25 protein-coding genes are annotated in these 26,661 nt (G+C 43.4%); 4 read left to right on the forward strand and 21 right to left on the reverse strand.

All coding sequences use genetic code 11. From position 1 onward, the window contains the following. The first annotated feature begins 7 nt into the window (after window positions 1–7). Window positions 8–718, forward strand: coding sequence for an RluA family pseudouridine synthase (locus AC0J2F_RS01755; protein WP_473008361.1), 711 nt, complete (start codon window positions 8–10; stop codon window positions 716–718). Here the strand turns inward: AC0J2F_RS01755 and AC0J2F_RS01760 are convergent. From AC0J2F_RS01760 to AC0J2F_RS01775, 4 genes are read right to left on the reverse strand one after another with little or no spacing between them, the layout of a single operon-like run. Then, the gene (locus AC0J2F_RS01760) at window positions 690–1,346 is read right to left on the reverse strand and encodes a response regulator transcription factor (protein WP_374958017.1); all 657 of its coding nucleotides are present in this window, start codon (window positions 1,344–1,346) and stop codon (window positions 690–692) included. The genes AC0J2F_RS01755 and AC0J2F_RS01760 overlap by 29 nt on opposite strands. Further along, a complete protein-coding gene (locus tag AC0J2F_RS01765; protein ID WP_473008363.1) occupies window positions 1,330–2,124 on the reverse strand; it encodes a sensor histidine kinase in 795 nt (264 codons plus the stop codon). The genes AC0J2F_RS01760 and AC0J2F_RS01765 overlap by 17 nt, the downstream gene beginning before the upstream one ends. Further along, on the reverse strand, window positions 2,103–2,804 hold the full coding sequence (locus AC0J2F_RS01770; RefSeq protein ID WP_374958015.1) for a hypothetical protein: 702 nt from the start codon (window positions 2,802–2,804) through the stop codon (window positions 2,103–2,105). Before AC0J2F_RS01770 ends, AC0J2F_RS01765 begins: the two co-directional genes overlap by 22 nt. Continuing rightward, the gene (locus tag AC0J2F_RS01775) at window positions 2,804–3,163 is read right to left on the reverse strand and encodes a hypothetical protein (RefSeq protein WP_374958014.1); all 360 of its coding nucleotides are present in this window, start codon (window positions 3,161–3,163) and stop codon (window positions 2,804–2,806) included. Before AC0J2F_RS01775 ends, AC0J2F_RS01770 begins: the two co-directional genes overlap by 1 nt. Before the next feature lie 188 nt (window positions 3,164–3,351). On the opposite strand from AC0J2F_RS01775, the gene AC0J2F_RS01780 reads away from it, so the two are divergent. Then, window positions 3,352–4,179: an N-acetylmuramidase domain-containing protein gene (locus AC0J2F_RS01780; protein ID WP_473008364.1), complete on the forward strand. Its 828-nt coding sequence runs from the start codon at window positions 3,352–3,354 to the stop codon at window positions 4,177–4,179. On the opposite strand, the gene AC0J2F_RS01785 is transcribed toward AC0J2F_RS01780, so the two are convergent. The 5 genes from AC0J2F_RS01785 to AC0J2F_RS01805 form a co-directional block, all read right to left on the reverse strand. Beyond that, on the reverse strand, window positions 4,176–5,030 hold the full coding sequence (locus tag AC0J2F_RS01785) for a 5-oxoprolinase subunit C family protein (RefSeq protein ID WP_473008365.1): 855 nt from the start codon (window positions 5,028–5,030) through the stop codon (window positions 4,176–4,178). The two genes, AC0J2F_RS01780 and AC0J2F_RS01785, sit on opposite strands and share 4 nt — an antisense overlap. Beyond that, window positions 5,027–5,749 (reverse strand): 5-oxoprolinase subunit PxpB, encoded by a 723-nt coding sequence (pxpB, locus tag AC0J2F_RS01790; RefSeq protein ID WP_473008367.1) that lies wholly within the window; start codon window positions 5,747–5,749, stop codon window positions 5,027–5,029. Before pxpB ends, AC0J2F_RS01785 begins: the two co-directional genes overlap by 4 nt. Then, complete coding sequence (locus AC0J2F_RS01795) at window positions 5,746–6,489, reverse strand: LamB/YcsF family protein (protein ID WP_473008369.1); 744 nt, start codon at window positions 6,487–6,489, stop codon at window positions 5,746–5,748. Before AC0J2F_RS01795 ends, pxpB begins: the two co-directional genes overlap by 4 nt. Beyond that, the gene (locus AC0J2F_RS01800) at window positions 6,477–7,709 is read right to left on the reverse strand and encodes an Nramp family divalent metal transporter (RefSeq protein ID WP_473008370.1); all 1,233 of its coding nucleotides are present in this window, start codon (window positions 7,707–7,709) and stop codon (window positions 6,477–6,479) included. Before AC0J2F_RS01800 ends, AC0J2F_RS01795 begins: the two co-directional genes overlap by 13 nt. Before the next feature lie 70 nt (window positions 7,710–7,779). After that, window positions 7,780–10,647, reverse strand: coding sequence for a M16 family metallopeptidase (locus AC0J2F_RS01805; protein WP_473008371.1), 2,868 nt, complete (start codon window positions 10,645–10,647; stop codon window positions 7,780–7,782). Between the two features lie 204 nt (window positions 10,648–10,851). On the opposite strand from AC0J2F_RS01805, the gene AC0J2F_RS01810 reads away from it, so the two are divergent. Together AC0J2F_RS01810 and AC0J2F_RS01815 are read left to right on the forward strand one after the other, a co-directional pair. Further along, the gene (locus AC0J2F_RS01810) at window positions 10,852–12,729 is read left to right on the forward strand and encodes a CBS domain-containing protein (RefSeq protein WP_473008372.1); all 1,878 of its coding nucleotides are present in this window, start codon (window positions 10,852–10,854) and stop codon (window positions 12,727–12,729) included. Beyond that, window positions 12,722–13,897, forward strand: a complete 1,176-nt coding sequence (locus tag AC0J2F_RS01815) for an aspartoacylase (RefSeq protein WP_473008374.1) — start codon at window positions 12,722–12,724, stop codon at window positions 13,895–13,897. The genes AC0J2F_RS01810 and AC0J2F_RS01815 overlap by 8 nt, the downstream gene beginning before the upstream one ends. On the opposite strand, the gene hisS is transcribed toward AC0J2F_RS01815, so the two are convergent. From hisS to AC0J2F_RS01875, 12 genes are all read right to left on the reverse strand, one after another. Further along, window positions 13,894–15,162 carry a histidine--tRNA ligase gene (hisS, locus tag AC0J2F_RS01820; RefSeq protein ID WP_473008375.1) on the reverse strand — a complete coding sequence of 423 codons (1,269 nt, stop codon included), beginning with the start codon at window positions 15,160–15,162 and terminating at the stop codon, window positions 13,894–13,896. The genes AC0J2F_RS01815 and hisS overlap by 4 nt on opposite strands. Window positions 15,163–15,239: 77 nt before the next feature. Further along, a complete protein-coding gene (locus tag AC0J2F_RS01825; RefSeq protein WP_473008376.1) occupies window positions 15,240–16,787 on the reverse strand; it encodes a YifB family Mg chelatase-like AAA ATPase in 1,548 nt (515 codons plus the stop codon). A 108-nt stretch (window positions 16,788–16,895) separates the two neighbouring features. Beyond that, on the reverse strand, window positions 16,896–17,906 hold the full coding sequence (locus AC0J2F_RS01830) for a hypothetical protein (protein WP_473008377.1): 1,011 nt from the start codon (window positions 17,904–17,906) through the stop codon (window positions 16,896–16,898). A 197-nt stretch (window positions 17,907–18,103) separates the two neighbouring features. Beyond that, complete coding sequence (gene pgi, locus AC0J2F_RS01835) at window positions 18,104–19,669, reverse strand: glucose-6-phosphate isomerase (protein WP_473008378.1); 1,566 nt, start codon at window positions 19,667–19,669, stop codon at window positions 18,104–18,106. A gap of 39 nt (window positions 19,670–19,708) precedes the next feature. Next, window positions 19,709–20,383, reverse strand: a complete 675-nt coding sequence (locus AC0J2F_RS01840) for a response regulator (protein ID WP_473008380.1) — start codon at window positions 20,381–20,383, stop codon at window positions 19,709–19,711. Beyond that, on the reverse strand, window positions 20,376–21,161 hold the full coding sequence (locus AC0J2F_RS01845; protein WP_473008381.1) for a sensor histidine kinase: 786 nt from the start codon (window positions 21,159–21,161) through the stop codon (window positions 20,376–20,378). Before AC0J2F_RS01845 ends, AC0J2F_RS01840 begins: the two co-directional genes overlap by 8 nt. Further along, window positions 21,162–21,791 carry a hypothetical protein gene (locus AC0J2F_RS01850; RefSeq protein WP_473008383.1) on the reverse strand — a complete coding sequence of 210 codons (630 nt, stop codon included), beginning with the start codon at window positions 21,789–21,791 and terminating at the stop codon, window positions 21,162–21,164. Between the two features lie 6 nt (window positions 21,792–21,797). Then, on the reverse strand, window positions 21,798–22,133 hold the full coding sequence (locus tag AC0J2F_RS01855) for a hypothetical protein (RefSeq protein WP_473008384.1): 336 nt from the start codon (window positions 22,131–22,133) through the stop codon (window positions 21,798–21,800). A 112-nt stretch (window positions 22,134–22,245) separates the two neighbouring features. Next, on the reverse strand, window positions 22,246–23,103 hold the full coding sequence (locus tag AC0J2F_RS01860) for a BadF/BadG/BcrA/BcrD ATPase family protein (protein WP_473008386.1): 858 nt from the start codon (window positions 23,101–23,103) through the stop codon (window positions 22,246–22,248). A gap of 9 nt (window positions 23,104–23,112) precedes the next feature. Further along, window positions 23,113–24,108 (reverse strand): type I glyceraldehyde-3-phosphate dehydrogenase, encoded by a 996-nt coding sequence (gene gap / locus AC0J2F_RS01865; RefSeq protein ID WP_374959756.1) that lies wholly within the window; start codon window positions 24,106–24,108, stop codon window positions 23,113–23,115. Between the two features lie 11 nt (window positions 24,109–24,119). Next, window positions 24,120–25,106: a 6-phosphofructokinase gene (gene pfkA, locus AC0J2F_RS01870; protein WP_374957998.1), complete on the reverse strand. Its 987-nt coding sequence runs from the start codon at window positions 25,104–25,106 to the stop codon at window positions 24,120–24,122. A gap of 108 nt (window positions 25,107–25,214) precedes the next feature. Next, window positions 25,215–26,582, reverse strand: coding sequence for an alpha-amylase family glycosyl hydrolase (locus AC0J2F_RS01875; protein ID WP_473008387.1), 1,368 nt, complete (start codon window positions 26,580–26,582; stop codon window positions 25,215–25,217). Between the last annotated feature and the right edge of the window lie 79 nt (window positions 26,583–26,661).

Consider the following 26,661-nt stretch of genomic DNA (forward strand, 5'->3'; position numbering starts at 1 on the left):
TTTACTGATGCGATCCACTCCGGATAACATTGACATTTTATACGAAGACAATCATCTGTTGGTGGTCAATAAACGCGCTGGCGATCTGGTTCAGGGCGATCAAACGGGAGATGAACCGCTTGTAGAAATAGCCAAAACCTATATCGGTAAAAAATACAACAAACCCGGAAAGGTATTTTTGGGAGTTGTGCATCGCTTGGACAGGCCCACTAGTGGCGTGGTGGTCTTTGCTAGGACATCTAAAGCCTTGAGCAGACTAAATGCCATGTTCCAAAAGCGAGAAACTGAAAAAACCTATTGGGCTGTAGTTGAGAATTGCCCAGAAGCTGAGCAGGATCAACTGACTCATTTTCTAGTTCGCAATCCAAAGCAAAACAAATCCTATGCCCATTCCAAAGAGGTAGCCAACAGTAAAAAAGCTTCCCTGAGCTATAAAGTTCTGAAGCGTTTAAAGAATTATACAGCATTAGAAATAAACCTCCATACCGGGAGGCATCACCAGATCAGGACACAGTTGGCGGCAATTGGCTGTGTGATCAAAGGTGACTTGAAATACGGTGCTAAAAGATCGAATCCAGACGGAAGCATCCATCTACACGCTTACCGTTTAGTTTTGAACCACCCAGTCAAGAAAACACCGCTTGAACTGTTGGCCTTACCCAATACTGCGGACCCGATCTGGGACGCGCTTATTGAATCTGATAAAGCCCATGCTTAAGAGCGTAGATAACCAGTCCTACCCTGTTTTTAATGTGTAAACGCGTGAAGAGTTCATGCCGATAACCATCGATGGTTTTAGGGCTAAGATTCATTTTTTCAGCTATTTCCTTATAAGTCATTTCGGTACAAGCCAGACTGATAAAAATACGCTCGTTCTCTTTTAAATGGTGTTCTGGCTTTTCTTTGGACGGATTCAACGATTGCAAGAGTGTAGCCGCAACTTTTTCTGAATGATAATAACCTTTATGGAGCACCTCTAACAAGGCTTCTCTAAGTTTATCTGGATGAATGTCCTTAAGCAGATAACCGTTGGCGCCACAGCGCAACATGCGTAAAATGGTCTCTTCGTCATCGTCCATGGACAGCGCCAACACCTTGATATCCTTGCGGTATGAACTGAGCCAATTGGCAGTCTCGAAACCGTCCATTACAGGCATGTTTATATCTAGCAAAACCACGTCAGGTTGTACGCTACACCCTTTTAATTGCTGTTGAAAATCAGCTCCGTTCTTGGCGTGGAACAAGACGTTGAATTCGCCAAATGACTCTAATAATTTGGCAAGAGAACCCGCAAAAAGCAGGTGATCGTCAACGATTACAATATTGTGTTTAGTTTTGGCGGTCATTGTCTTTATAAGGATATTCTAGGTTTAGGGTAACTCCTCGGCCTTGTTCGGAATCCAGATCCAATTGGGCATTGATTAAAGCGGCACGGCTTTTCATATTCAAAAGTCCGTTGCTGCCGCGAATGTCTGTTTGGCTGAATCCTATACCGTCATCACTTACCTTTACGAGCAATCTGTGGGGCTCAAAGTTTAAATTTACAAATAAATTATCGGCCTTGGCGTGCTTGATCACGTTGCTAAAGAACTCTTGCAGAATACGATAGATGATAATTTCATCTTTGGCATTGATACAACACTCTTCTCCAGATACACTGAGCTCGGCATTCAAAAAGTTCATACGATTGAACCGATCAATCTCGCGTTTTATGGAATTGATGAGTCCGTCGTTCAGAATCGCATCTTTGTTCAAAGAGCGGGAAAGGTTTCGTATCTCCTTAAGGCTCTCCCCCACAATTCCTTTAGTCTCCTTGAGTTGGGGTTTGTCGGCCTCGTCTAATTTAGGTTCGAGCATGTTGAGCTGAATATTGGCGACCGATAAGAGTTGACCAACGTTGTCGTGCAGTTCCCAGGCGATGTTCTTAAAGGTCTGCTCTTGTATCTCTAAGCGGGAATTTGCAAGCTCGCTTTCAAATTTCTTTTCCGCTTCCAGTTGCGCAAGAATGAGTTTATTCTTCCTGTGAATGAATACAGAGAAAAAACGGATTGCTACAATCACTATTATTAATAGAACAGAAGCGATATAGACTATTAACAGTATTAATTCTGATTCGGTTTGCATAAAATAAATCCCAAAGTAAATGTTCCATACATCACAACATTAGCTATAGCTAGAGTATATATATAGAACTTATTGAAAGTATCACTGCTTTCACCAGTGTAATAATAACTCCCATAAATAAATAAGGGTGTCATCGTTAAATAATAAATGAGCAATCCAACAGAGATATAAAAGGTCAAAGACTGACTAAATCTTAAAATATTATCACTTCGAAGCAATTCGAAATAATAAACCAATATTGCAATTAGTAGTAAGATCGAACCTATTATATATGTGAACTTTGATATCCCGTTGAAGTAGACGCCAGATAATAAAAGATTAACCAAAGCACCAATCATGAAAACAATAATTACCAACTTGATAATACTTGCTAACAATCCGGGTTTTAAACTCGACCTAAAATAATTTGCAAAAAAACCAAAGGTGATGATCAACTGAATATTATGAACCCAAAAATTCTTTTCAAAGGGAGTGCCTTTAACAAAGCCAAAATATTCGAAATCACTTGCTTTGGCAATCGGAACATAGGTAGAGAAAAGCTCTGTGATCGCCACAAAGAATAATATAAGTACAAGCCTTTTTGTTATTTTACTAACTCTATATTTTTGAATGTATTTCAATCCTGCAGATGCAGCAATGAATTCAAGAATAATAACTAAGACCAGTACGTAATAAGCCATTAGTATTGCTTTGGAGGAAATCCACCAGTAATTGTATTATACGGTTGAATATCATAGTTGTTATCTGAATTCTTAGCGTCTGACATGGTTGCGCTGAGAAAAACAGTTGCTAGATCTGAATTCATATTGTTGTAAGCCGCAAAGTACAGCCGTACTCCCGGATTGTTAATGCCATTTTTCTTAGACTCTGATTTTACATAATCCAGAAATTCTTCTAGTTCTGCTATATTAAAAACCATTTCGCGAGCATCTTGTTGTCCTCCTCTGGCTTGTGTTATAGCGGGTTCGCGGGTATTCACCCAATTGTCTTGAAGTTGTCTGGCTTGTTGTACTGTGATACACTTGGCAGGTATGGCCATATTCTAATTTTTTTAGTTATAACTCTTTAAAGTTTATAAAAAGCAACGGGTAATTCAAAGCAATACTGGAAAAAAAGGAAAAATCCCCTCTGGGCTGATTCAAGGAAAATAAAGGGACTCAATAAAGTACAGGGTTTAACCTCTTGTAGCTTAAGCTAATAGCGTCTACCTTTAACAAAAAGACAATTATGAGAACGCTAAGACATCGATCCCAAGGCTCCGACGTTCACACCTTAGAAGAAATGCTTGTCGCTTTAGGATATAGCGTCAAGATCTCGGAATTCTTTGGTCTGGATACGCAGAAAGCCGTTATGGACTTTCAATCGCAAAACAATTTGGTGGTAGATGGCATTGTGGGCCCAAAAACCTGGTCCGTCCTAATTGCAGCGCACGATAATTTGACACGCTTTAACGATAAATTCTTGGGCGAACAAGACCTTATAGAGTTTGCTTCTCGTTACAATCTAGAAGTGGCTGCGGTAAAAGCAGTAAACGAAATAGAAAGTAGCGGTAAAGGTTTCCTTTTAGATGGTCGGCCTCGTATCTTATTTGAAGGACATATCTTTTGGAAGCAATTGGCTAAACGCGGCTTGAGACCAGAGGATTTTGTGGAGGACAGAACAGCCAATGTACTTTACAAGTCTTGGACAAAAGCGTTTTACGAAGGGGGTGAGCAAGAATACGACCGTTTAGTAAAGGCAGCAGGAATGAGCGATCTAGACGCTGTCCACGACGCTGCGTACTGTTCAGCTTCTTACGGAGCCTTTCAAATCATGGGGTTTCACTACGACCTCTTGGGGTACCCTAATGTCGATACCTACGTAGCTCATATGTACACCCATGAAAGAGCCCATTTAGAGGCCTTTGGCAGTTTTTGCTTAGCGAATAATTTGATCAGACATTTACAGTCTAAAAATTGGACTGCCTTTGCACGTGGCTATAACGGACCAGGCTTCGCTCAGAATAAATACGATATCAAGCTAGAAAAGGCCTACCAGAAATACAAAAGTCTTTAAGTTGTAGTTTTTAGTCTAAACTGCAAAGTTGTTCCCGGAATCTGTTGTGCTAACACACTAATCGCATCTGGCATTAATTGTAAGATACGCGCGTATCCTCCAGTAGTTTGTGCGTCTCGCATTAGTACTATAAGTTCTCCTCCTGGTGTCAACTGTACCGTTCCTGCTTGTACAGGCCCAGTTAGGATTCCATCTGAATGTAAGCCAGGTTTAGGATTAAAACGATAACCCATACGGTTTATATTTCTGCTGAGCTTATGCGAGCTATTCCATAATATCTCCTTTTGTTCTGGGCTGAGTCTGTCGTATTCTGGCCCTTGTGTAACTTCAATGTGTTCGGTTTGGAAAATATGTGCGATGGATTTCACTCGGGCCAAGCTAGGCACCTCGATGGTGTAGTTTTCATTGAAGTTGAGTTTGTCCCCTCGTTCTAATCTGATACTTTTGGTAATACCCTGACAATAGGATCTGCTTCCCAAAACTAGCTCTGAATCAAAGCCACCGGCAATAGCTAGATATCCAAAATTGGTAGCTGCCAGGGAGTTTATACTCAGCTCTTGTCCAGACTTGACCTTATGAGCCCTGAACAGTGATTTTGATTCTCCATCGATCACGAGTTCGAAATTTTGTCCGGTAACAGCGATCACAGCATCAGCCTCAAATTGCAAGCTCGGCCCTCTTTGATAAAATTCCAAGACCGCATCTTCTGGAGTATTTTGCACCAACTCTTTGGCCAATCCGGCACTGAAGCTATCCATAGGTCCACTCCAAGGAACTCCAAAGCTGCGGTAGCCAAACCGGCCAGCATCTTGCAGGCTCGATAATAACCCTGGATGAATGACTGTTATCATGACAACTCCGTTTTTAGAAGTTCATAGCTTCCTTTAGCAACTTCTTGCTCAATAGCATGGTATTGCTGGAGATCTACTGGCACAAAGCGGATCAGTTGTCCTGCATAAAATGGACTCGGTCTGTCATCTTCCTGCGGATCAAATACGGGTACCGGACACCGACCTATAATCCTCCAACCTCCCGGGCTATCACTGGGATAAACTCCTGTCTGCGACCCCGCAATACCAACAGACCCCGCAGGAACGTGAGTTCTTGGCACTGCTAGCCTTGGGCTATGTAGGGCTTTGTTGAGCCCTCCTAAATAAATGAAGCCAGGTAGAAATCCGCAGAAATAAATATGATAATCCACCTCACTGTGTAACTTGATGAGCTCCTGCTTGCTCATTTGCTTTTCTTGGGCGAGTTCTTCGAGGTCCATGGCGAGTTGTGTGTCATAACACACTGGCAAATCCCAACGCATACTTGGCGGTAAGGGAGTTACCTCGTTCAAACTAATGGTCTCTTCCAACTGCGCTTTCAGTGCATTAGGGGAATGCCCTGGTTTTAAGTGTAAGGCAATGGCATTATAAGTTATGACCGTTTCTGCGATCTGATCCGCGAATAATTTGGACAATTTGCGGTAGGCCAACAGCTCGGCATGGATCTCAGGACTAATTAGCTGTGGCCATTCTATAAGCAGTGTCTGTGGGCCAAAAGATCTGATCTTTAAACTGTTCATATTGCCAATTGCAGATTATTCGCCGCCATTTGCTGGTGAATATGAGTTAATAAATCCAAAGCCCCCGGGGTGTCGCTATGCACACAGAATGTTTTGGCCTTTATTGGGATCATGGTTCCCTGTACACTGCGGATGTGCCCTTGCTTTACAAGCATTTCTAATTGCTGCCAAGCCTCTGATGGGTCAGTTATCAGTGCGGTAGATAAGCTTCTGGACACTAAAGTATAATCGGCATTATAACGGCGGTCTATAAAAGCTTCAGGAATGATCTCCAGATCGCTTGCCAAGGAATCCAAGATACTGCCAGACAAGGTGTATAGTGGTAATTTTTGATCGATGGACTCCATGACCTCAACGATAACTTTTGCGGTCTGTAGATCCTTGGCGGCTTGGTTGTAAAGCGCGCCATGGAGTTTGATATGATGCGCTTGTATATCCAGTTCCGAACAACAACTAAAGAACAGTTCTAATTGGCTTAAAAGCTCGTCTTTTAGGCGCTCAACTTCTATGTTAATGACCTCTCGGCCAAAATTGGCTTTGTCTGGATAGGCTGGATGCGCCCCTACTTTAATTCCCGCTCCGCGAGCTAGTTCCAAGGTCTTTAATACACTATCTCTGTCTCCATAATGACCACCACAAGCCACATTGCAACTACTTAGCAGGGGAATGATCTCTGCCTCGGTAGCTACGCCTTCACCTACATCTGCATTTAGATCTATGCGATATTCTAAGCCAGCCATGTAGTGATGAGTTTGTAAAGCGTTCTTCCACTAAGTAGCACGCATATTATAATGATCAACAATCCTAATAAGTTTTGCAGCTTAGAGTTCACAAATTGGCCTAAAAGCGCTTTTTTATTGACAGCCCAAACCAGAAAGATTGCAATGAGTGGTAAGACGATGCCGTTGGCTATTTGGGCAAACTGAATGATCGCTATAGGGCTACTCCCGCTAAGGGCAAAAAATACACCGACAAATAGCACGATCATCCAAACACTGCGAAATCTTATGTCTTTTAGTCCAGCATCCCATCCGAAGCAACCTCTAGCCACATAGGCAGCCGCCAAAGGTGCTGTGATAGCCGAAGTAATACCTGCAGCAAAGAGCGCGAGGGCTATAAAATATTTGGCAAAGCCTCCTAGTAGTGGTTCTAGACCCTTGCCAAGATCGGCAGCCGAATTAACCGACATGCCTTGCAGTGCTGCTCCGCAGAGTAAAATTGCCATAGATACCAAGCCTCCTACACCAACAGCGATAAGCGTGTCCTTGCGCACCCATCCCAGATCTGAACTCGATTGCCATTTTTCACTGACCAGTGCTGCGTGCAAAAACAAATTGTAAGGTACTACTGTGGTTCCAATTAGCGCTATGATGGTATATATACTGTCTTGAGGCGCAGACGGGATCAATAAGCCTTTGAGTAAGGATAAGAGGTCTGGTCCGGTGAGTACGGCTGTAATTAGAAAGCAAAGACTCATTAGCAAAACCAAGCCCATAAGTACGCGCTCCAAAAGCTTGTAAGTGCCCAAATAAAGCAAGATAAAGGCCACCACGCCAATAACTATCACCAAGGATTCTAAGGGAAATCCGAATAAACTGAACTGCGTATTGGGAATCAACTCACGCAAGCCTAAGACACCGCCGCTAATATTTCCTGCCTCATAAGCACTATTGCCAATAATAATGGCGGCAAACACTAAGATCAACGCTGTATTTCTGAGACCTGAATTGCTGAGTTGTGATCGGATAGCTTCTGCCAAACCTTTACCGGTGATTAGACCTAAACGAGCAGCCATCTCTTGCAGTACGATAGTTGCGAGCATGGACAAAAGCAGTGCCCAGAGTAGGTTCATGCCAAAATTCACTCCCGCTAAGGTGCAAACTGTTACAGTTCCAGGACCAATAAAAGCAGCAGCGATCAAGGTCGCTGGGCCAATTTTCTTATACCAAGCTTTACGCATCGCACTAAAGTTAAAAAATAAAAAAAGGAGCCCCGTATGGAGCTCCTTTTTATTTTCGTCGAAAAGGAAATTACATTTTTACGTCTTCCAGTTCTACTTCTTTAGCATCTTTATCTACCAATTTCACCTCGTCAAAGCCCATGTCCTTGAACTGTGCGTATTGGGTAGCGGCATCACCAACAACCAAGTAAAGCATGCGGTTCTCGTCCAATAGTTTATTGGCAAGCTCCTTGTGCTGCTCTAAAGTCATATTATTGATGATAGCTTCTTCCTGCTCAATGTAATTAGGAGCTAAGCCGTAGTTACTCATTTCAGAAAGCATTCCCAAGAGTGAGAATTGAGTCTCGAAACGACGCGCGTTAGACTTGATCATAGCGTTCTTAGTGAACTCAAGGTCTTCTGCTGAAATTCCTTCTTTGTAAGCCTTGATCTGATCTCTAAAGATCTCCACAGATTCACCAGTGGTGTTGGTTCTTACACTAGAACTCGCGTTAAAGGTTCCAGGGATCTTAGTTCCGCTAAAACCAGAGCGCGCTCCGTAAGTATAACCTTTCTCCTCACGAAGGATCAAGTTCACATTACCGGAGAACGAGCCTCCAAGTTTGTAGTTCATCACCTCTGCCGGATAGAAATCCTCGTTATCTCTTGCCATAGACAAGTAACCGATGTTGATTACCGATTGCTTCGCATTTGGAATATCTACAAAAGCAAGGGTTGACTTATCGCGAGAAGTGTCTACAGGGAATTCTGGAATTGTTACTTCCTTAGCTGCCCAGTTAGATTCCAAACTGTTTAGCGCAGCTATAGTTTGATCTTGATCGATCTTACCAACAATTAAGAAACGGCTAATAGAAGGTGAAAAGTTCTTCTGATAGAAGGCCTTTAGATCGTCCATAGTAATTGCCTCAACAGATTCCACAGTACCACTAGTTGGGTAAGCAAATGGATGTCCTTCTCCGTAAAGCATCTTGTTCCATACGCGGTTCGCTACTGCATTAGGGTTAGCGTCAGAACGCTTAATGCTGTTAATAGTAGCTGTTTTGATACGGTTGAATTCTGCCTCATCCCAACGCGGTTCTAATAGGATCTCCTCTACCAAAGTCATCAACTTATCAAAGTTTCTCACCAAGGTATTTCCTTGTACTACGATAGATTCACGTGTGGTATACATGTTTAGACTCGCTCCAAGCAATTCGATCTCTTCTTCTAATTCCTGCGGAGTCTTGTTAGCGGTTCCTTCCATCATGATATCACTCATTAGGTTGGCAACACCGTTCTTAGAAAGATCGTCAAGTAGGTGTCCACCCTCGATGATCAGACTAAAGTTTACTGTCGGGATCTCATCTTGAGAAATTCCGTAAACCACCATGCCGTTGCCCAGCTCTGATTTCCAACTTGTTGGTATATTAAGTGCAGGAGCTTCTCCAGTTCCTGGCTCTACAGAACGGTCAAAAGCAGAAGGAGTCTTAGCGATCTCTTCTTCTGTATTGACGATCTCTCGAGCAACATTCTCTTTGATCTCTTCTTCGACCACTGGAGCAACCTCAGAATTGTTCGCTGCCAATTCTGGCTTTCCTTTAGGTACAAAACTTGTCAATACATATGGCTTGTCTTTGATGTAGGTATTGTACACACGCATTACATCTTCCTTGGTCACGCTCTGGATATTCTCCAAGTCTTTCTTATAGAATTCAGGATCTCCAGCAAAAACATTGTACTGTGCCAAGTTGAATGACTTTCCAAGCACACTGCTGATCTGGTTGTAGAAATCTGTCTCTAAGCTTGCCTTGATACGCTCAATATCGCGGTCGGTAACTCCTTGTTCTTCGAACATAGTGAAGGCTTCAAAGATCGCATCTTCCACCTCTTGAAGCGTCTTACCTTCGTTAGCGGTAATGATGATTCTAAAGGCACCTGCAATTTCTTGAGAGTTGTTAAAAGCCGTTGTGCGAGAGGTCAATTCCTTTTCCTCTACCAATACCTTGTACAACGGAGCTTTCTTTCCTTGAGACAACAATTGTCCTAAGAAATCTAAAGCGTAAGCATCGTCGGTATATTGCTGAAGCGTTGGGTAAACCATGTTAAGCTGAGGCGCTGTAGCAAAGTTATCCTCGTGCATCAAACGCTTGGTAGCATCTAAAGTAACAGGCATAGGCTCTAGTGGCGCTACCTCTTGACGTTTTTTGATCTCGCCAAAGTACTTCTCGATCATTGGCTTGATCTCTTCTGTTTCGAAGTCTCCGGCTATAACGAGCGTAGCGTTGTTTGGCCCGTAGTATTTGTCATAGAACTCACGAACATCTTCTACGGTGGCGTTTTGTAAGTCCACCAATTCCCCAATAACTTGCCAGTTATACGGATGTCCTTCTGGGTAGATGTTCTTGTCGATAACCCAGCCAGTATGTCCGTAAGGATTGTTGTCTACGCGCTGGCGCTTTTCGTTCTGAACTACTTCTTGTTGATTGTAGAAAGCTGATTCTGTCACTGTATTGATGAAGAATCCCATACGGTCGCTCTCTAACCACATGATCTTTTCCAAAGCGTTCTTAGGAACAACTTCGTAATAGATGGTTCCATCCTTCCAGGTACCACCGTTAAGTGTTCCTCCAACATCTTGAATCTTCTTGAAGAACTGATCTTGCCCCACGTTCTCTGACTCTTGGAACAACATATGCTCAAACAAGTGAGCAAAACCAGTTCGTCCGGTCTTTTCTCTGTTAGAACCAACACCGTATTGGATCGCCATAGAAACGATAGGGTCACTCTTGTCCTGATGCAAGATTACATCCAGGCCATTTTCCAGTTCGTACTTCTCGAATTCAAGAGTGAGATCGCTGTTTGCTGAATCTGCTGCTCCTCCTCCATCTTTACACGAAGTGGCAAAGACGAGCAGTGCTGCAGGAATTAACAACAGACTGCGTTTGATTGATTTTCGCATGATTGATTTTTTTTAAGTGGGTTAAAGATAGGTAATTCGGGTTTCCTTACTGCGGATGGAATTCTAAAATATCTGTTAAAAAGCCCGTAAATAAAGCCGTTATACACTCCTCAAGTGAACCTATTTGACGGTCAACTGACCAAAATCATGTTTTAGGCGCTTAAAACAGCCTAAACTTGAAGAGCAACTATTAAACGCTTCAATATGGGAAGACATGACGTAGCAGGATTGACACAAAGTCAGGCAAAGGCCGAATTCTTAGCACATTTACTCAACGATATCAAGGCCCTAGATCACTTGTTGGCCACAGGGCAAATTGAATCTGGAATTACCCGTATAGGAGCGGAACAAGAGTTTTGCTTAACTGATGCGCAATGGCAGCCTGCTCACAATGCCCCGGAGATCTTGGCTGAAATAACCGATCCGCATTTTACTTCCGAATTAGCTCGATATAATCTGGAGATCAACCTGGACCCCCTAAAGCTAGAAGGAAAATGTTTTAGCGAGATGGAACAAGCCCTAAAAGGACACCTGCAACTTGCCAAGAAACATGTGGAGGCAGCGGGTAGCAGTGTTCTGCTCACAGGAATACTTCCCACCATCGGACCCAAGCATTTGGAATTGGACTATATGACTCCCAGCCCAAGGTATTACGCCCTTAACGACATGATCAAACATACGCGTGGTAGTGACTTTCAATTGCATATCCGCGGTGTAGAAGAACTAAGCATACTCCACGATTCTGTGCTTTTTGAAGCCTGCAATACCAGTTTTCAAATGCATTTACAGATCGATCCGGAGGATTTTATATCGAGCTTTAATTGGGCGCAAGCGCTAGCAGGTCCAATCCTTGGGATTTGTACCAATTCTCCTTTGCTACTTGGAAGAGAATTGTGGAAAGAGACCCGTATAGCACTGTTTAGACAAAGTATAGACACCAGACCTACACGCTCAGCACTAATAAATAAGCAGCCTAGAGCGCAATTCGGAACGGCTTGGGCTCAAGGCGACGTGAGTTCCATATTTAGAAATGAAATAGCAGCGCATACGGTGATCTTACATCACGAGATCAAAGAAGATGCTTTGCGTATGGCCCGAGCCGGACAGGCACCTAAATTAGAAGCCCTAAACCTGCACAATGGCACGCTTTACAATTGGAACCGCGCTTGTTATGGTGTTGGTGGAGATAAAGCGCATTTGCGTATAGAGAATCGCTATGTGCCCTCTGGACCTACTGTTCAAGATGAAATGGCAAACTTCGCCCTCTGGGTTGGCCTTATGAAAGCCAGACCAAGCGCCTGTGACAATATGGCAAGCGCAATGGACTTTAAATCGGCTAAGAATAACTTTTTAAAGGCTGCTCGTTACGGTTCTGAATCTGTAATGGAATGGATGGGCGACAGTTTGGGCGTTAAGAAACTAATTGGCCGAGAATTGCTCCCTATGGCAGAGTCGGGATTAAAGTCTGCAGGAATAGACCCTGCGGATATCCAACGTTATTTGACCATCATAGACAAGCGCTTACACGCCAAAGACGGCTCCAAATGGATCGTTTCCAATTATCGTGAGGCGAGTAGAAAATACGGTAAGGATGCTGCTAGGCGCATGCTCTCTAAGACCATCTATGACAACCAACAAGAGGATAATTGTATTGCCGAATGGGGACCACTCTGTGATTTTAAAGACATGGATCCGCCAGAAAGAATATCTCAGATCATGTCCACTGGAGTTATCACAGTGCGCGAAGATGACTTAGCCGCCTTGGCGACCAGCATTATGGACTGGAAGAACATACATCACGTTCCTGTGGTTGATCGCAACGATTCATTGATAGGATTGCTTACTTGGACCCATGTGATTCACACCGATTATGCTGTAGCTATAGACGACGGTCTAAGCGTTGGCGACATTATGGTTAAGGCTGTTGTCAGCGCATCCCCAGATACGGATATACAAGAAGCTATAAAAATCATGAAACATCATGAGATTGGCTGTTTACCGGTAACCGAAAAAGGAACCTTAGTTGGAATTGTGACCATTAAAGATATACAACTCTATGACCCTGAACCTATCGATGGCTGATCTACAAAGCCTGGACCTCATAAAATCTCGATCAATTGTCCCGCCCATTGTAAAGAATGACGGTCCTGTAGTGATTTTCATAGGTGGGATTCACGGTAATGAACCTGCCGGCATAGTTGCGCTAAAGCAGCTACTTATAGAACTACAAGAGCAGCAGGAGCGCATGGTTGGTTCTGTTTATGGTCTTATCGGTAATAAAGCGGCATTAAAATCTGGGCAACGCTATTGTGAGGTTGATCTGAATAGAATATGGTCCAAGGGCGAAATTGCCGCGCTCTCCCAACAAGATGCATTGAATTCAGAACAAAAAGAGCAGCTCGAGTTATGGCTCGCGTTGCAAAATATAGTTGATCAACATAAAGGCCCTTTTTATTTTATGGACCTACACACGACTTCGGGACCCACAGCGCCTTTTTTAACAGTAAATGACAGCTTGTTGAACCGCCATTTTACTCAGCACTATCCCCTACCCGTAGTTTTAGGGATAGAAGAGTATCTGCAAGGACCGCTGCTGAGTTATATCAACGAACTTGGATATGTGGCCTTTGGTTTTGAAGCAGGGCAACACGATGATCCCTTGAGCATTCAGAATTGTTACGATTTTGCGCGTTTGTCGCTAGAGATCATAGGACTTATTCCCAGTGGATCTGAGCAGGAACACCAACTAAGACTCGGACGCCAATGCAGTGATTTAGAACAGTTCTACGAGATCACTCACAGACATGAAGTGCAGCAGCGAGAAGCTTTTAAACTAAATCCTGGTTACCGCAATTTTCAGCAGGTTCCCTCTGGAACGATTTTGGGTTACGATGGCGACGTCGCCTTGATCTTAGAGCAGCGAGGGCAATTGTTCATGCCTTTATACCAGGGACAAGGGGAAGACGGTTATTTTCTAATTCGCAGTGTGCCTGCGTTCTTTTTGGGCTTGAGTAAAATACTTAGAAAATTACGTGTGGATAAGGTATTTCCACTACTTCCCGGAGTACATTGGATGACAGAAGACAAAAGTAAATTAAGGATTGATCTTAAGATAGCAAGATTCTTTACCACAGAAGTGCTGCATCTATTCGGGTATAGAAAAAAGGAAAGGTCCGCAGAAGAACTCATAGTGACCAACCGAGAGGCGGCTTCCAAGCACGAGGCTTATAAGAAGGCGTCTTGGTACTAACTCAATTCACGCAGTTCTATAGTCTCTCCCGGATTTACAAAAGCAAAGGCGGTATATCCCATTGCCTTGAAGTCATCTAGTTGTCTTCCGAGATTTTTTGCCTTATAATCAAGCAAAACAGTATTGCCATCCGCTCTAAGTGAAGCTGCGTTCTGGCGCATGGCTCTAATAGAATCAGCGTCTTTATTACCTAAGAGCGCAATGCGTTTGCGGCTGTCTGGTATTTCAAAGCCCTGTTCTTCTAAAATCAAAGCCAAGCGCTCAAATCCGATCGAAAAACCACAAGCTGGAATTTGCTGTTTCCCTCCAAGAAAACGTCCTATCATACGGTCATAACGCCCTCCACCTGCGATGGACCAGGAATACCCCTTGACCTTCACTTCGAAGATCATTCCGGTGTAATACCCCATGCCGCGAACCAAAGAAAGATCAAATGCTATGTCTATGCCCGAGCCTGTTTCTTTTTGAATCGTATCGATCACAAATTTTAGATCTTCCAACAGTTCGGCAGGGACTATATTCTGTTTTTCATTGGCAGTTATAAAGTCTTCAAAAGCATGTGAGGTAAAGGAGGAAACTATTTCTATGAAGGTGTCACATTGCGTCTGATCTAGCTCCGTCGCTGCCAATTCTTCCTTGATTCCACCGATACCGATCTTGTCCAGTTTGTCTAAAATGATAAAGACCTCTGCGGCTTGGTCTTCGTTAAATCCGCAGTAATTAGCAATAGCCATTAAAAGGCGCCTGTCATTGATCTTTACTTCAAAACCGTCGAGGCCAAATTGCTTCAAAGTTGCTGTAGTGGCAGATATAAGTTCCAACTCAGCCAAATAAGTAGGGTCTCCAATGACATCTATGTCACATTGGGTGAATTGGCGATAACGCCCTTTTTGAGGTCGCTCAGCACGCCAAACATTTCCTATCTGAATAAACTTATTCACCTTGGGCAATTGCCCCATATTATTGGCATAAAAACGCGCTAAAGGCACTGTCAGGTCAAAACGCAGCCCAAGATCGGCCAAGTCGTCCATACTGGATTTAGCCAATTTGTCTCCTCGCTTTAAGATCTTAAAGATCAACTTCTCGTTCTCACCACCTTGTCCGCTGGATAGCAAATCGATGTTCTCCACACAAGGAGTTTCGATCTGTCTGAATCCGAAGGTTTGATAATGCTCCAAGATCACATTTTGAATGTAATTTCGAATCGCCTTTTGATCGGCTGTGAACTCGCGCATGCCCTGAGGAGGTGTCTTTAGTATCTTCATGGGTTCCCTTTGGATTTTTAAGATGCCACAAAAATAGCAATTGCACTACAGATGCAGAAATACCGAGCTCCTTATTTTCAAAGCCCACCCATCCAACCAGGTCTATCAAGGTTGCGATACTGAATGGCTTCCAGTAAATGCTCCTCTTTGATCTGAGCAGCTTCGTCCAGATCTGCCATGGTTCGAGCTACTTTCAAAATCCGATCGTAAGCTCGAGCAGAGAGACCCAAACGATCCATGGCCTGCCTTAAGAGTTCTTTGCTGGCTGCATCCAACTTGCAATACTTTCTAATGGCCTTAGACTGCATTTGTGCATTGTAATGCACTGCCTCTTGATCTTTAAACCGCTGCTCCTGGATTGCCCTCGCCTTTATAACCCGAGCTCTTATAGTTGCGCTAGAAGTTCCTGCAGGAGCATCGCTTAGTTTATCGAACCCCACAGGATTAACCTCTATATGCATATCCATCCTGTCTAATAACGGACCTGAGATACGCCCTAAATACCTTTGGATCTCCTGCGGAGAGTTGACCACAGGAGCATCTGGTTCGTTGAAATAGCCTCCGGGACTTGGATTCATACTAGCAACCATCATAAAACTAGCCGGATAGGTAACATTGAAACGGGCGCGAGAGATACAAACTTCTCGATCTTCTAAGGGTTGCCTTAAAACTTCTAGCACTGCTCGTTTAAACTCTGGTAACTCATCTAAGAACAATACACCATTATGTGCAAGCGAGATCTCTCCCGGCTGTGGATAGGTACCTCCTCCTACCAAAGCCACATCGCTTATGGTGTGGTGAGGACTTCTAAAGGGACGCTGGGTTAGTATGCCTTTTGCCTCTTTGGTGCGCCCGGCAACAGAGTGGATCTTAGTGGTCTCCAAGGCCTCGTCCAAAGTCATTGGTGGTAAAATAGACGGAAGCCTTTTGGCTATCATGGTCTTGCCGGAACCTGGTGGTCCGATAAGCAGTATGTTATGTCCTCCTGCGGCCGCCACCTCCATACATCGTTTAATACTTTCTTGCCCTTTGATATCGGCAAAGTCCATACTTATAGTGTCATTTTGCCTTGCAAAAAGCAAGTTTGGATCTACCAATACCTGTTTTAAGGCCGTCCCTTTATTAAAATGATCAATTACTTCGCCGATTGACCGAACCCCATAGACTTCGAGTTCTCGAACAATGGCTGCCTCTTCGGCATTTTGAGACGGAAGTATCATGCGTTTAAAGCCTTCTTCTCTAGCCTGTATTGCCATGGGCAACGCCCCTCTTATTGGTTGCAGCGTACCGTCCAGAGAGAGTTCTCCCATCATGATATAAGATTCCGGATCGTGCTCTTGGGCGATTTGCTCGCTGGCCAATAAAATACCCATAGCCAATGGCAGATCGTAGGCTGCACCTTCTTTTCGAAGATCTGCCGGAGCCATATTGAGGGTTAACTTTTTGCCTGGGATTTTAAAGTTGTGTGTAAGTAGTGCTGCAGCAATGCGGTAATTGCTTTCTTTGATCGCATTATCTGGTAAGCCTACCAAATGATATCCTATACCGTTATCTACATGGACCTCTATAGTAATGGTGGTTGCATCTATACCGAAAACGGCACTCCCGAATACTTTTGTAAGCATAGCTTAATCATTGGGAGGAGTAATACCCTAGCAAGCTAAGAAAGCAAGACCGAAAATTTGAGGTCTTAATTATACTTAGACCACCAGATTTATAAAAATGTAGTCAAACTATTGCTCGGAAACCAAGGCCTCTGCACGTTTTATCTCAAATGGAGTAAACCAGTCCCAACTCACACCTACACTCAGTTGATTTCCGGAATCGACAAAACGGTAATTGTAATTGTCATGACCGTAGATATAACTGACAAAAAAGCCAAAATCACTTTTAAAAGGATACCAAGTACCAAAGACTTCTGTTCGGAGCGGTTCCACGCTGGGGTGCGCTCCAGATATACCTTGTAAGCAGAAGCCGACTGAATATTTAAGCGTCTCTTTATAGGTGTGTAGGTATTCATATTCAAAGCCCATTCTATGGCGCCCATAGATATCAATATCTAGAGGATTATAACCCCCAATATCTGCCACAAAGAACATATTGTTGTGCCACAACTCATACCATCCGGTAAAGGAATGCACCTGGTACGGAGTGTTCTTTTTAAGGTTGTTGAGTCTAAAGTTCCCACTGACCCTAGTGAAGTTCGTAGAAAAGTTTCCGTTGACTCTGTTGAGAATGTCAGACAGATTGGTTTGATCGGTTATAGCCGCATAAACGGCATCGCAGGGCGAAGTTTCGTCGTCCAAGTTGGTATCGAAAGCACATCCGGATTGGCCGTTGGAATAATGTCCGGATTCTAAGGCAGCAGCCAGAAAGTGGTTCCCGTCTGTCTTGCGCAGCAACTGAAAGCCAAGGAAAACACGATACGATGGCGTTTTTACAGGTCGAGAATTCTCGTTATACATGCGGATATGTGGCTGAAAACTCGCGTAAAAGGTGCTGCTAAAACGTTTGTCATTGACGTCTTGCAAGTTCTTGACCATATTGTTGTAGAAGCTGTAATAAACCACCGGATTGGCATCAAAAAGTATCTCTTCTTGTTCTACCATACTGGAGAGGTAGCGAACCGTAGGTTTTATGCTAATGGGGTAATAATCACCAAAAACAGAAGTTTGCTGCTCCGTTGTTTCCTGAGCTGAAGCCACCAAACCGATCAGCATAAAAAGAAGTAAAAGTCTGCGCACCGCAAATAGAAGTTGGTTAGTTACCCGAAGGTACTACAAAGAAATGTAAAAGCGACTACCGGGCGGCAGTCGCTCTTATCTTAACAGACTAACTTAACTCGTGGTGCTTGCGCCTGCACCTGTGGAGTTATTAAATAGTCCAGAAAATTTAAAAAGGTTGCGTAAAAATTTTAAAAAAATTTTAAAACCCCTGTTTCTTAACTACTTAGGTGACCTAATAAGGCCTGAGTAGAACCATCATGTGTTTTAGAAACATGTCCAGACTCAATATCACTCAAAGTATTCTTAGCCAAAACCTTACCTAATTGCACACCCCATTGATCATAACTAAAAATATTCCAGATCACCCCTTGAGTAAAGAGTTTATGCTCATAAAGGGCAATGAGCTTTCCGAGGGAATTAGGACTCAGTTGATCGATCAGAATCGTGTTGGTAGGACGGTTCCCTGTAAATACCTTAAACGGCGAATCTACCTGCTGCCCTGCAGTTCCCGTCATTAAAGCTTGGGTCTGGGCAATGAAATTGGCCATAAGTGCATCTTGATGCGCTTTCTGGTTGTGCTGATCTTTTTTAAAGCCGATGAAATCCGCAGGGATCACTTTAGTCCCCTGGTGGATCAATTGAAAGAAAGCGTGTTGGGCATTGGTCCCTGTAGATCCCCATACAATGGTCCCCGTTTGGTAATCGATCACCTCTCCGTTGCGATCAACTCCTTTCCCATTACTCTCCATTATGGCTTGCTGCAAGTAAGGAACCAGCTTGGTCAAATACTGCGTATATGGAATAACGGCCTCACTTTCGGCACCCACAAAGTTGTTGTACCAAACAGAGATCAGGGCCAACACAACCGGGATATTCTGCTCAAAAGGAGTATTAGCAAAATGCTGATCCATCTCGTGTGCACCGCGGAGCAAGTCCTCGTATTGCTCATAGCCGATCGCACATGCAATGCTCAAACCTACGGCACTCCAAAGTGAAAAACGACCTCCTACCCAATCCCACATGGTAAAGATGTTGTTAGGGTCGATTCCGAAGTCTTTTACCGCCGGAATATTGGTACTAACGGCAACAAAGTGTTTTGCGATGTTCTCTTCGGAGGTATATTGTAAGAACCATTTGCGAATGGTCTGAGCGTTCATAAGGGTTTCTTGGGTAGTAAAACTTTTAGAAACAATGATGAACAAAGTGGTTTCTGGGTCTAATCCATTTAGTGACTCGATAACGTGATCGCCCTCTACATTCGATACAAATCTAACATTCAAATGGTTACGTTGGTTGCGCAAGGCCTCCACAACCATATCCGGACCAAGGTCGCTCCCTCCTATTCCTATATTCACTACATCGGTGATGCTTTTACCGGTATAGCCTTTCCAAGCACCAGAAATGACCTGCTCGGTAAATGACTTTATCTGCGCCAAGACCTCTGAAACCTCTGGCTTCATAGCGGAGAAGTTACGCAATGCCGTATGCAACACAGCGCGATCTTCGGTCTGGTTAATGTGTTCTCCTGTAAATTGAGCAGCAATAGCTTCCTTAAGTTTAACCTCCGAAGCAAGATCCAGTAAGGCCTCTTTTATTGCAGCATTTATATGGGTTTTAGAAAAATCCACATAAAAATCCTGCCATTGCAAACTATAGGCTGCTGCCCTGTTGGCATCCTCTTTAAAAAGATCTTGCAAATTGGTGTTAGCAGTATTTTCAAATAAAGCAGTTAAGGCTGCCCAGGCTTTGGTTTGTGTCGGATTTACAGACGGAAAACTCATTTTTTTCTCTTTGGTTATCCCTGCAAATTTAATCACAAATCAGTAGAGACCCTTATCTAAAATGACCAAATTGTGCCGAATTGCAAACAAAACCAATCCGGCTACGTTCTTAGAATTGGTTTTCTGTAAAAGATTGTTCCTATGGCCCTCTACAGTGCGCGGGCTAATAAAAAGTCGCTCTGCTATTTCGTGAGTGGTGAGTTGGTCGCAAATAAGTTGAAGCACTTCCTTTTCTCGACTGGTCAGCTCGTCTGCATCGATTACCGTTCGGTGTTGACCGCCTTGAAGCTCATCTTGAATGATCTGCATGACCTGATAATTGTAATAAAATCCACGGCTTACCACTTCTCGAACCGTATGTTTTACGGTTTTAGGAGTAGAATTCTTGACCAAGAAAGCCGCTGCACCTATATCTACCATATTGGCAATAAACCCACGGGTGTTGTAACTGGTAAGCGCAATGACCTTAACCTGCGGATATTTCTTCAAAACAGCTTTGGTTGCCTCTATCCCGTTGAGCATGGGCATTTTAAGGTCGGTCAAGATTACATCGGGGAGCTCGTCCATGGTGGCCAAGGTATCCAGTAGTTTTTGACCATTCTCTGCTTCAAAGACCACTTCGAAATCGGGCTCACGTTCCAAGATAAAGGCTATGCCTTTGCGAAATAGTTCTTCATCGTCGGCCAAACCGATCCGTATTATATTGTCACTCATGCTGGTTTAATTTTAATGAAAAACTTATTCCTTCTCCGGGGGAACTTTTAAAAGTCGAGCTAGCTCCTAAAAGTGCCACTCTACTTTCTATATTCTTCATACCGAGCCCGGGGCTACCACCACTCTCGGTATTTTCAAAGCCCACTCCGTTGTCTGTATATAGCAGGCTCAATGGTTGTTGTTTAATGGAAATGGTAATAGCACTCGCCTTGCCGTGTTTAAGTGAATTGTTGACCAATTCTTGGATTATTCGGTACAGATGAAGCTCTGCCTTGGCGTCGAGTAATTTGGGCTGATAATCGCTATTAAAGCTGATCAAATTGGCTGTAGCCCTGTTAAAGTCATTGGTAAGCTCTTCTACTGCTGGAATTAGTCCGAATTTTTCCAGAACAGGCGGTAGCAGATCATGGGCTATGCGTCTGGAACTCTCTAGAGTAGTATTGGAGATTTGCAGAATAGTACCCAAGAGCTCGTTGGATTCTTGTTCATTCACGCCTCCTTCTAAAAGCACATTGGTGTTCAAAGAAACTATATTCAATTTAGAGGAGATAGCGTCGTGGAGGTCTTGTGCAATGCGCTTACGTTCCTTTTCTTGAGTGATAATGGTGGCCTGAAGCATTTCTTTCTGATGCGATATTTCCAGGTTGGCCTTTTCTAGCTCAGCATTGATAACCTTCTTCCTCGACAAAAAGAAAAAAGTGACCAGAGCAATGGCCATCAGCAATAAAAAGCTAAGCGCAATAAGAATTAAAGAAATTATGTCTGTGTTCTCAAACATTTAGGCACTGTGCTTTAAGCTTCTATAATTTTGAAACCACTCTACCATGATCAAGGTTTGAAAGATCAAATAGAACACAATATTGAGGTTCAAAAGCAAGATATAACTGTCTTTAGAAAGTTCGTACTGCAAATTTCCGCTAGCAAAAATCAGGGTGCTACAGATTAAATAGACAAACACCCCCACGTTTACAATAATAAAAGGCGTCTTAGCACTGATTGAACGATAAAAGTATACGACACAATACCCGATTATTAGCGCCTGACTTAGCGAGATTGCAATAGAATTATACCTGCTAAATAAACTCGGATCTAATATGTATTGAACAGTAATGAATGCAAGGAGTGCTCCAGAAAGTATATAAATGATCTTTTTGCTTATAAGCTCTCCGTAAAAAAGACTCAACAGCACCAATTGGATCACCGTATATATACTCGCGATAAATATATTTGGCTTACCCAAAATCACAAGAAGTATCATGCCCAATTGCGTCAAAGACATGGCAATGAGATACAGCGTAAAAATCTTAAAAGCTTTGCTTTCTTTTGCAAAGTTTTTAAGAAATAATAAGGCATTGATTATAAGAATGATCGTAGCGAGATACGATAAATTCTTAAAGAACCGTGTCATCGGTAATTAGCCGTTCAATTGACTCGAAGGATCACATACGGGAGGACAAGGCATTGTAAAATCGAAAATATAATTGCCGTTGTCACGACCGCTTGGGTCCGGTAATTTATCCTTGTAGGTACCGTCTATCTGATGCGTGCAGCCTACAATTACTAGTTTCTCCTGACCATTATCGTCTATTGCCAAATAGGCGCGTACGGCATTAGGATTCTCAGCTAATACACCCGTTAAGTCATCTTTTGGAATCAAAAAGGCTTTAACGGCGTTGGGGTTTTGAGTGCGCCAATTGGTTGTCCAGTTGGTCGCATCGCTTAACGAAATAGTGTCGTTGGGAGTACTCATAGTTAGGAAATGTTGTTTGGTTATTATATCACTCCCTGAAGATACTCAAATTGGTTCGCTCAAAACTAGAATTACGGTATAGCCGTAATTAGTTTAACGTAAAACCATAATGTTACTTACAACCCTCGTTGCGCTTGTAATAATCGATAAGTCCGTCTATAGGTCTACGGATAATATTTCCCAACTCCAAGTGGTAAGGTTTCATGCAATCTCTAATTATATCCTCGGAGAAATGCGCAATGGAACCAATAAAGTGAATGGGGACATGCTGTGCCTCTTTATAGCAGAGAATCTTGTTCTCTATGAACTTAAACATACCCTCGCTGATGAGTTTGTAAAAATAACCGTTCACCTCCTCGCTAGTAAAGATAAACTCTGCAAAAGACGCCAGATAGGTATTCGGATTCGGACGTTTATAGACATTGAGTTTGATCACATCGGTGTTTAGATCAAAGCGCTTTTCAAACTCTTTAGCCAGTTTCTCTGGCATTTTTTTGTAGAAATAATCGCGGATAAGACGTTTTCCAAAGTAATTTCCACTGGCTTCGTCCATTAGGGCATAACCTAGGGAATCAACCTCCATGTGGATATTCTTACCATCAAAGTAACAACTGTTAGAACCTGTTCCTAAAATACAGACAATACCAGGTTCGTCTGTAGCGGCGTAAACTGCAGCGGCTACATCTTCTTGCACACTGATCTTGGCTCCCATAAATAGGTTTTGCAATACAGCGTAAAGCGAAGCTTTTGGTGAAGGTGTTCCACAACCAGCACCGTAAAAATCAACCTTTTTAACAGTCTTGAAAAGTCCTACAAGTTCGGTGTTCTCGCGGATGCGACTTTCTAATTCGTCGGGTTCTACTACAGCCGGATTCAAGCCCTTGGTTCGGGTCTTGAGTACTTTTTCGCAGGAATCGTCAAGGAGGACCCAATCGCACTTGGTGGATCCTCCATCAGCAATTAAAATCATAATTAAATCTTAGATACTGGCAATATGAGCCGCAAGATCGATCAATTTAGACGAATATCCGTATTCGTTATCGTACCAAGCCACCAATTTAAAGAAGTTGTCGTTCAATGCAATTCCTGCATCTGCATCGAAATTACAGGTGTTTGGATCGGATACGAAATCCTGAGAAACCACAGGCTCGTCTACAAAGTCGATCACCCCGGCATATGCTCCAGCGGCTGCATCTTTAAAAAGTGCTTTTACTTCTTCATAAGTTGCAGATTTCTCTGTGCGTACCGTTAGATCTACCACAGATACATCTGCAGTAGGAACACGGAAAGCCATACCAGTTAGTTTTCCTTTCAACTCTGGAATTACTTTAGTTACTGCTACGGCAGCTCCAGTAGAAGTAGGAATAATGTTATTCAAGGCAGAGCGTCCTAAGCGATAGTTCTTGCGAGAAGGTCCGTCTACTGTCATTTGAGTCGCTGTTGCAGCGTGAACAGTGGTCATAAGTCCTTCTACAATTCCAAGATTATCGTGGATCACTTTGGCCATAGGCGCCAAACAGTTGGTGGTGCAAGAAGCGTTAGATACGATTTTGTCTTCTGGCTTCACCTTGTCGTGGTTCACACCCATTACGAACATAGGCGCGTCTTTAGAAGGTGCAGAGATCACTACTTTCTTGGCCCCGGCATCTAAATGCGCCTTTGCAGTATCCATAGTAGTGAAGATTCCAGTACAATCGATAACGATATCAACTCCAGCTTCGTCCCACTTCAATTGAGAAGGATCGCGCTCCGCAGTTACTCGTACCGTGTTTCCATTCACTTTTAAGTGTCCGCCGTCTACGGCTACAGTACCAGCAAATTTTCCGTGTACTGAATCGTACTTCAACATATAGGCCAAATGATCTACATCTAATAGATCGTTTACTGCAACCACCTCTACATTAGGATTTTGAGAGGCAATTCTAAAAGCCAATCTTCCAATTCGGCCAAAGCCGTTAATTCCAATTTTTGTCATAATTATATGAATTAAACAGACGTGATGTCTGCTACTCGAATTAGTTCTACATCTATTTCATTTTCCCCACTGATCGCTCTCGCGAAGGGAACATATACTATTTTTCTGTTTGCTATTCCAACCATAACATCCTGTTGACCAGCCAACAAGGCATCTATTGCGCCAACTCCTAAACGGCTTGCCAATACGCGGTCATAACAACTCGGTGCACCACCGCGCTGAATATGCCCTAAAACAGTTACGCGCACCTCGTAGGCGCTCATATTGTCTTCTATGTATTTAGCCAGATCAAAGATGTTCTTCCCGATCTGATCACCCTCGGCCACCACAATAATGCTTGAAGTCTTTCCAGATTTCTTACTGCGACGCAAGGATTCCAAAAGTCTGGTGCGGCCCATATTCTCTTCTGGAATAAGGATCTCTTCCGCTCCTGCACCAATACCGGCGTTTAGAGCTATGTCTCCTGCATTGCGACCCATTACTTCCACCAAGAACAGGCGGTTGTGCGAATTGGCCGTATCGCGGATCTTATCTATAGCTTCCACTACAGTATTGAGCGCGGTATCATAACCGATGGTATAATCGGTTCCGTTAATGTCGTTGTCTATGGTTCCGGGTAGGCCAACAATCGGGAAATCGTGTTCGCCTTTAAAAACGGATGCTCCGGTAAAGGTTCCGTCTCCTCCAATGACCACTAAAGCATCGATTCCTGCCTTCTTAAGATGGTCATAGGCTTTCTGTCGACCTGCTACAGTCATAAACTCCTTAGAGCGAGCGGATTTTAAAAAAGTTCCACCACGGTTAATGATGTTCTTCACCGAACGCGCGTCCAGATCTTCAAAATCACCTTCAATAAGGCCTTGATAACCTCTAAAGATCCCTACACAGGAAAGATCATTGTATGCACAAGCTCTAACAACTGCGCGAATAGCGGCGTTCATTCCAGGGGCATCTCCCCCAGAAGTAAGCACTCCAACCTTAGTAATTTTTGTACTCATTTAATGCTAAACTAGGGCATTCTGTGCAACTCCACAATAGCCCGATTAAACTAAAACGTTTTCGTTTGATAAATTTTTATAAAAAACTCCTAATTGCCTGATTTCCCTTTAGTTTTTAACTAATAACAGATAGGAATTCGGGGCGATCTCAAAGTTCTTTTCGCCATCGATCTGCACCTTTTCTCCAGATTTAAAAAAGCTAAAAGTACCCATTGCTTTTACTGGAAGATTTTTTACTTCGGATGAGAAGTTTGCCAGGTACAGAATTTCAGAATTATCTTTAAATCTTCTAAACGCCAACAGGTCCGGATCGTGAAAGGTATGGATCCACTCATAGTTGGCTGCATTTACTGCGCCGTGCAAGGCAGGAACCTCTTTTTTCACCGCTGCCAGTTTTTCTAGAACAGGCCAGATCTTGCCTTTGGTTTTAGGTATGCTGTCCTTTTCAAAGAATTTCAAACTGTGATTCAGATCGTATTCGAGGCCGCTGTATATAAGTGGCATACCGGGTAAGGCATAGCTAAGCACCAAACAGGATTCCCAATTGGCTCCAGTTCTTCCTAAAAAAGTACCGTTCCAAGAGTTCTCGTCATGGTTCTCTACAAAATTCATCACATAGTCGCCAGGCGCCCATTTTTCCATTTGCCCGTTGTAGTGTGCCCACCACTGCGCAGCGGGTTGCTCACCTTTGGCAATGTCGTTCATCAAGTGATGGTTCGCCCAGCCGTAGGCCATATCGAACAAGCCATCTTCCAATAGCTCCGGATTGTCTGCCTCTGCCAACATAAAGATCTTCTTTTCTGCACGCAGCTCCGGAATCGCCTTACGCCAGAATTCCGTAGGCACAAAACCTGCTACGTCGCATCGAAAACCATCAATGTCTTCTTCGGTGATCCAATACTTCATCTCTGCGATCATGGCTGGAGTTAGCTCCGGATTGTCAAAGTTCAGATCGGCTACATCGGTCCAACCCTCTGGGGTACGACCGTCGTCCTTTAGAGGTTCTGAGACCTCTCCTGCTTCGTTCTTGGTGTAGTAGTCCGGATGCTCTTTGATCCAATGATGATCCCAACCCGTGTGGTTGGCCACCCAGTCCAAGATCACGTAGATCCCATTGTCGTGCGCTGTTTTCACCAAGCGTCTAAAATCTTCTAAGGTTCCAAACTCCGGGTTGATCGCTGTGTAATTAGATATCGCATAATAGCTACCTAAATATTTCTTGCGCTCTTCTGGATCTTCAATATCGTCTGCCATCACATTGCCATAAGCCTTGCGTTTAGTAGAAGAGATCGGATAGACCGGCATGAGCCAGATAACATCCACCCCTAAGGCTTTAAGCTTAGGGATGTCTGCCGTAAAGGCATCGAAACTACCTTCTGGAGAGTATTGGCGGATATTCGCCTCATAAAGAATAGCGGTCTCTAGAAATTCATCGGTCAATGGTGGCATGGTAGCCACCTCAGCAGTTTGGTTCATAGCTTCTGGGTTTGAGGTATTTTGCTTACAGGCCATAAGTGTTATCACTAACAGCAATAAAACTATGGTTTGATATTTT

Source organism: Gilvibacter sp. CC01 (assembly GCF_055755295.1).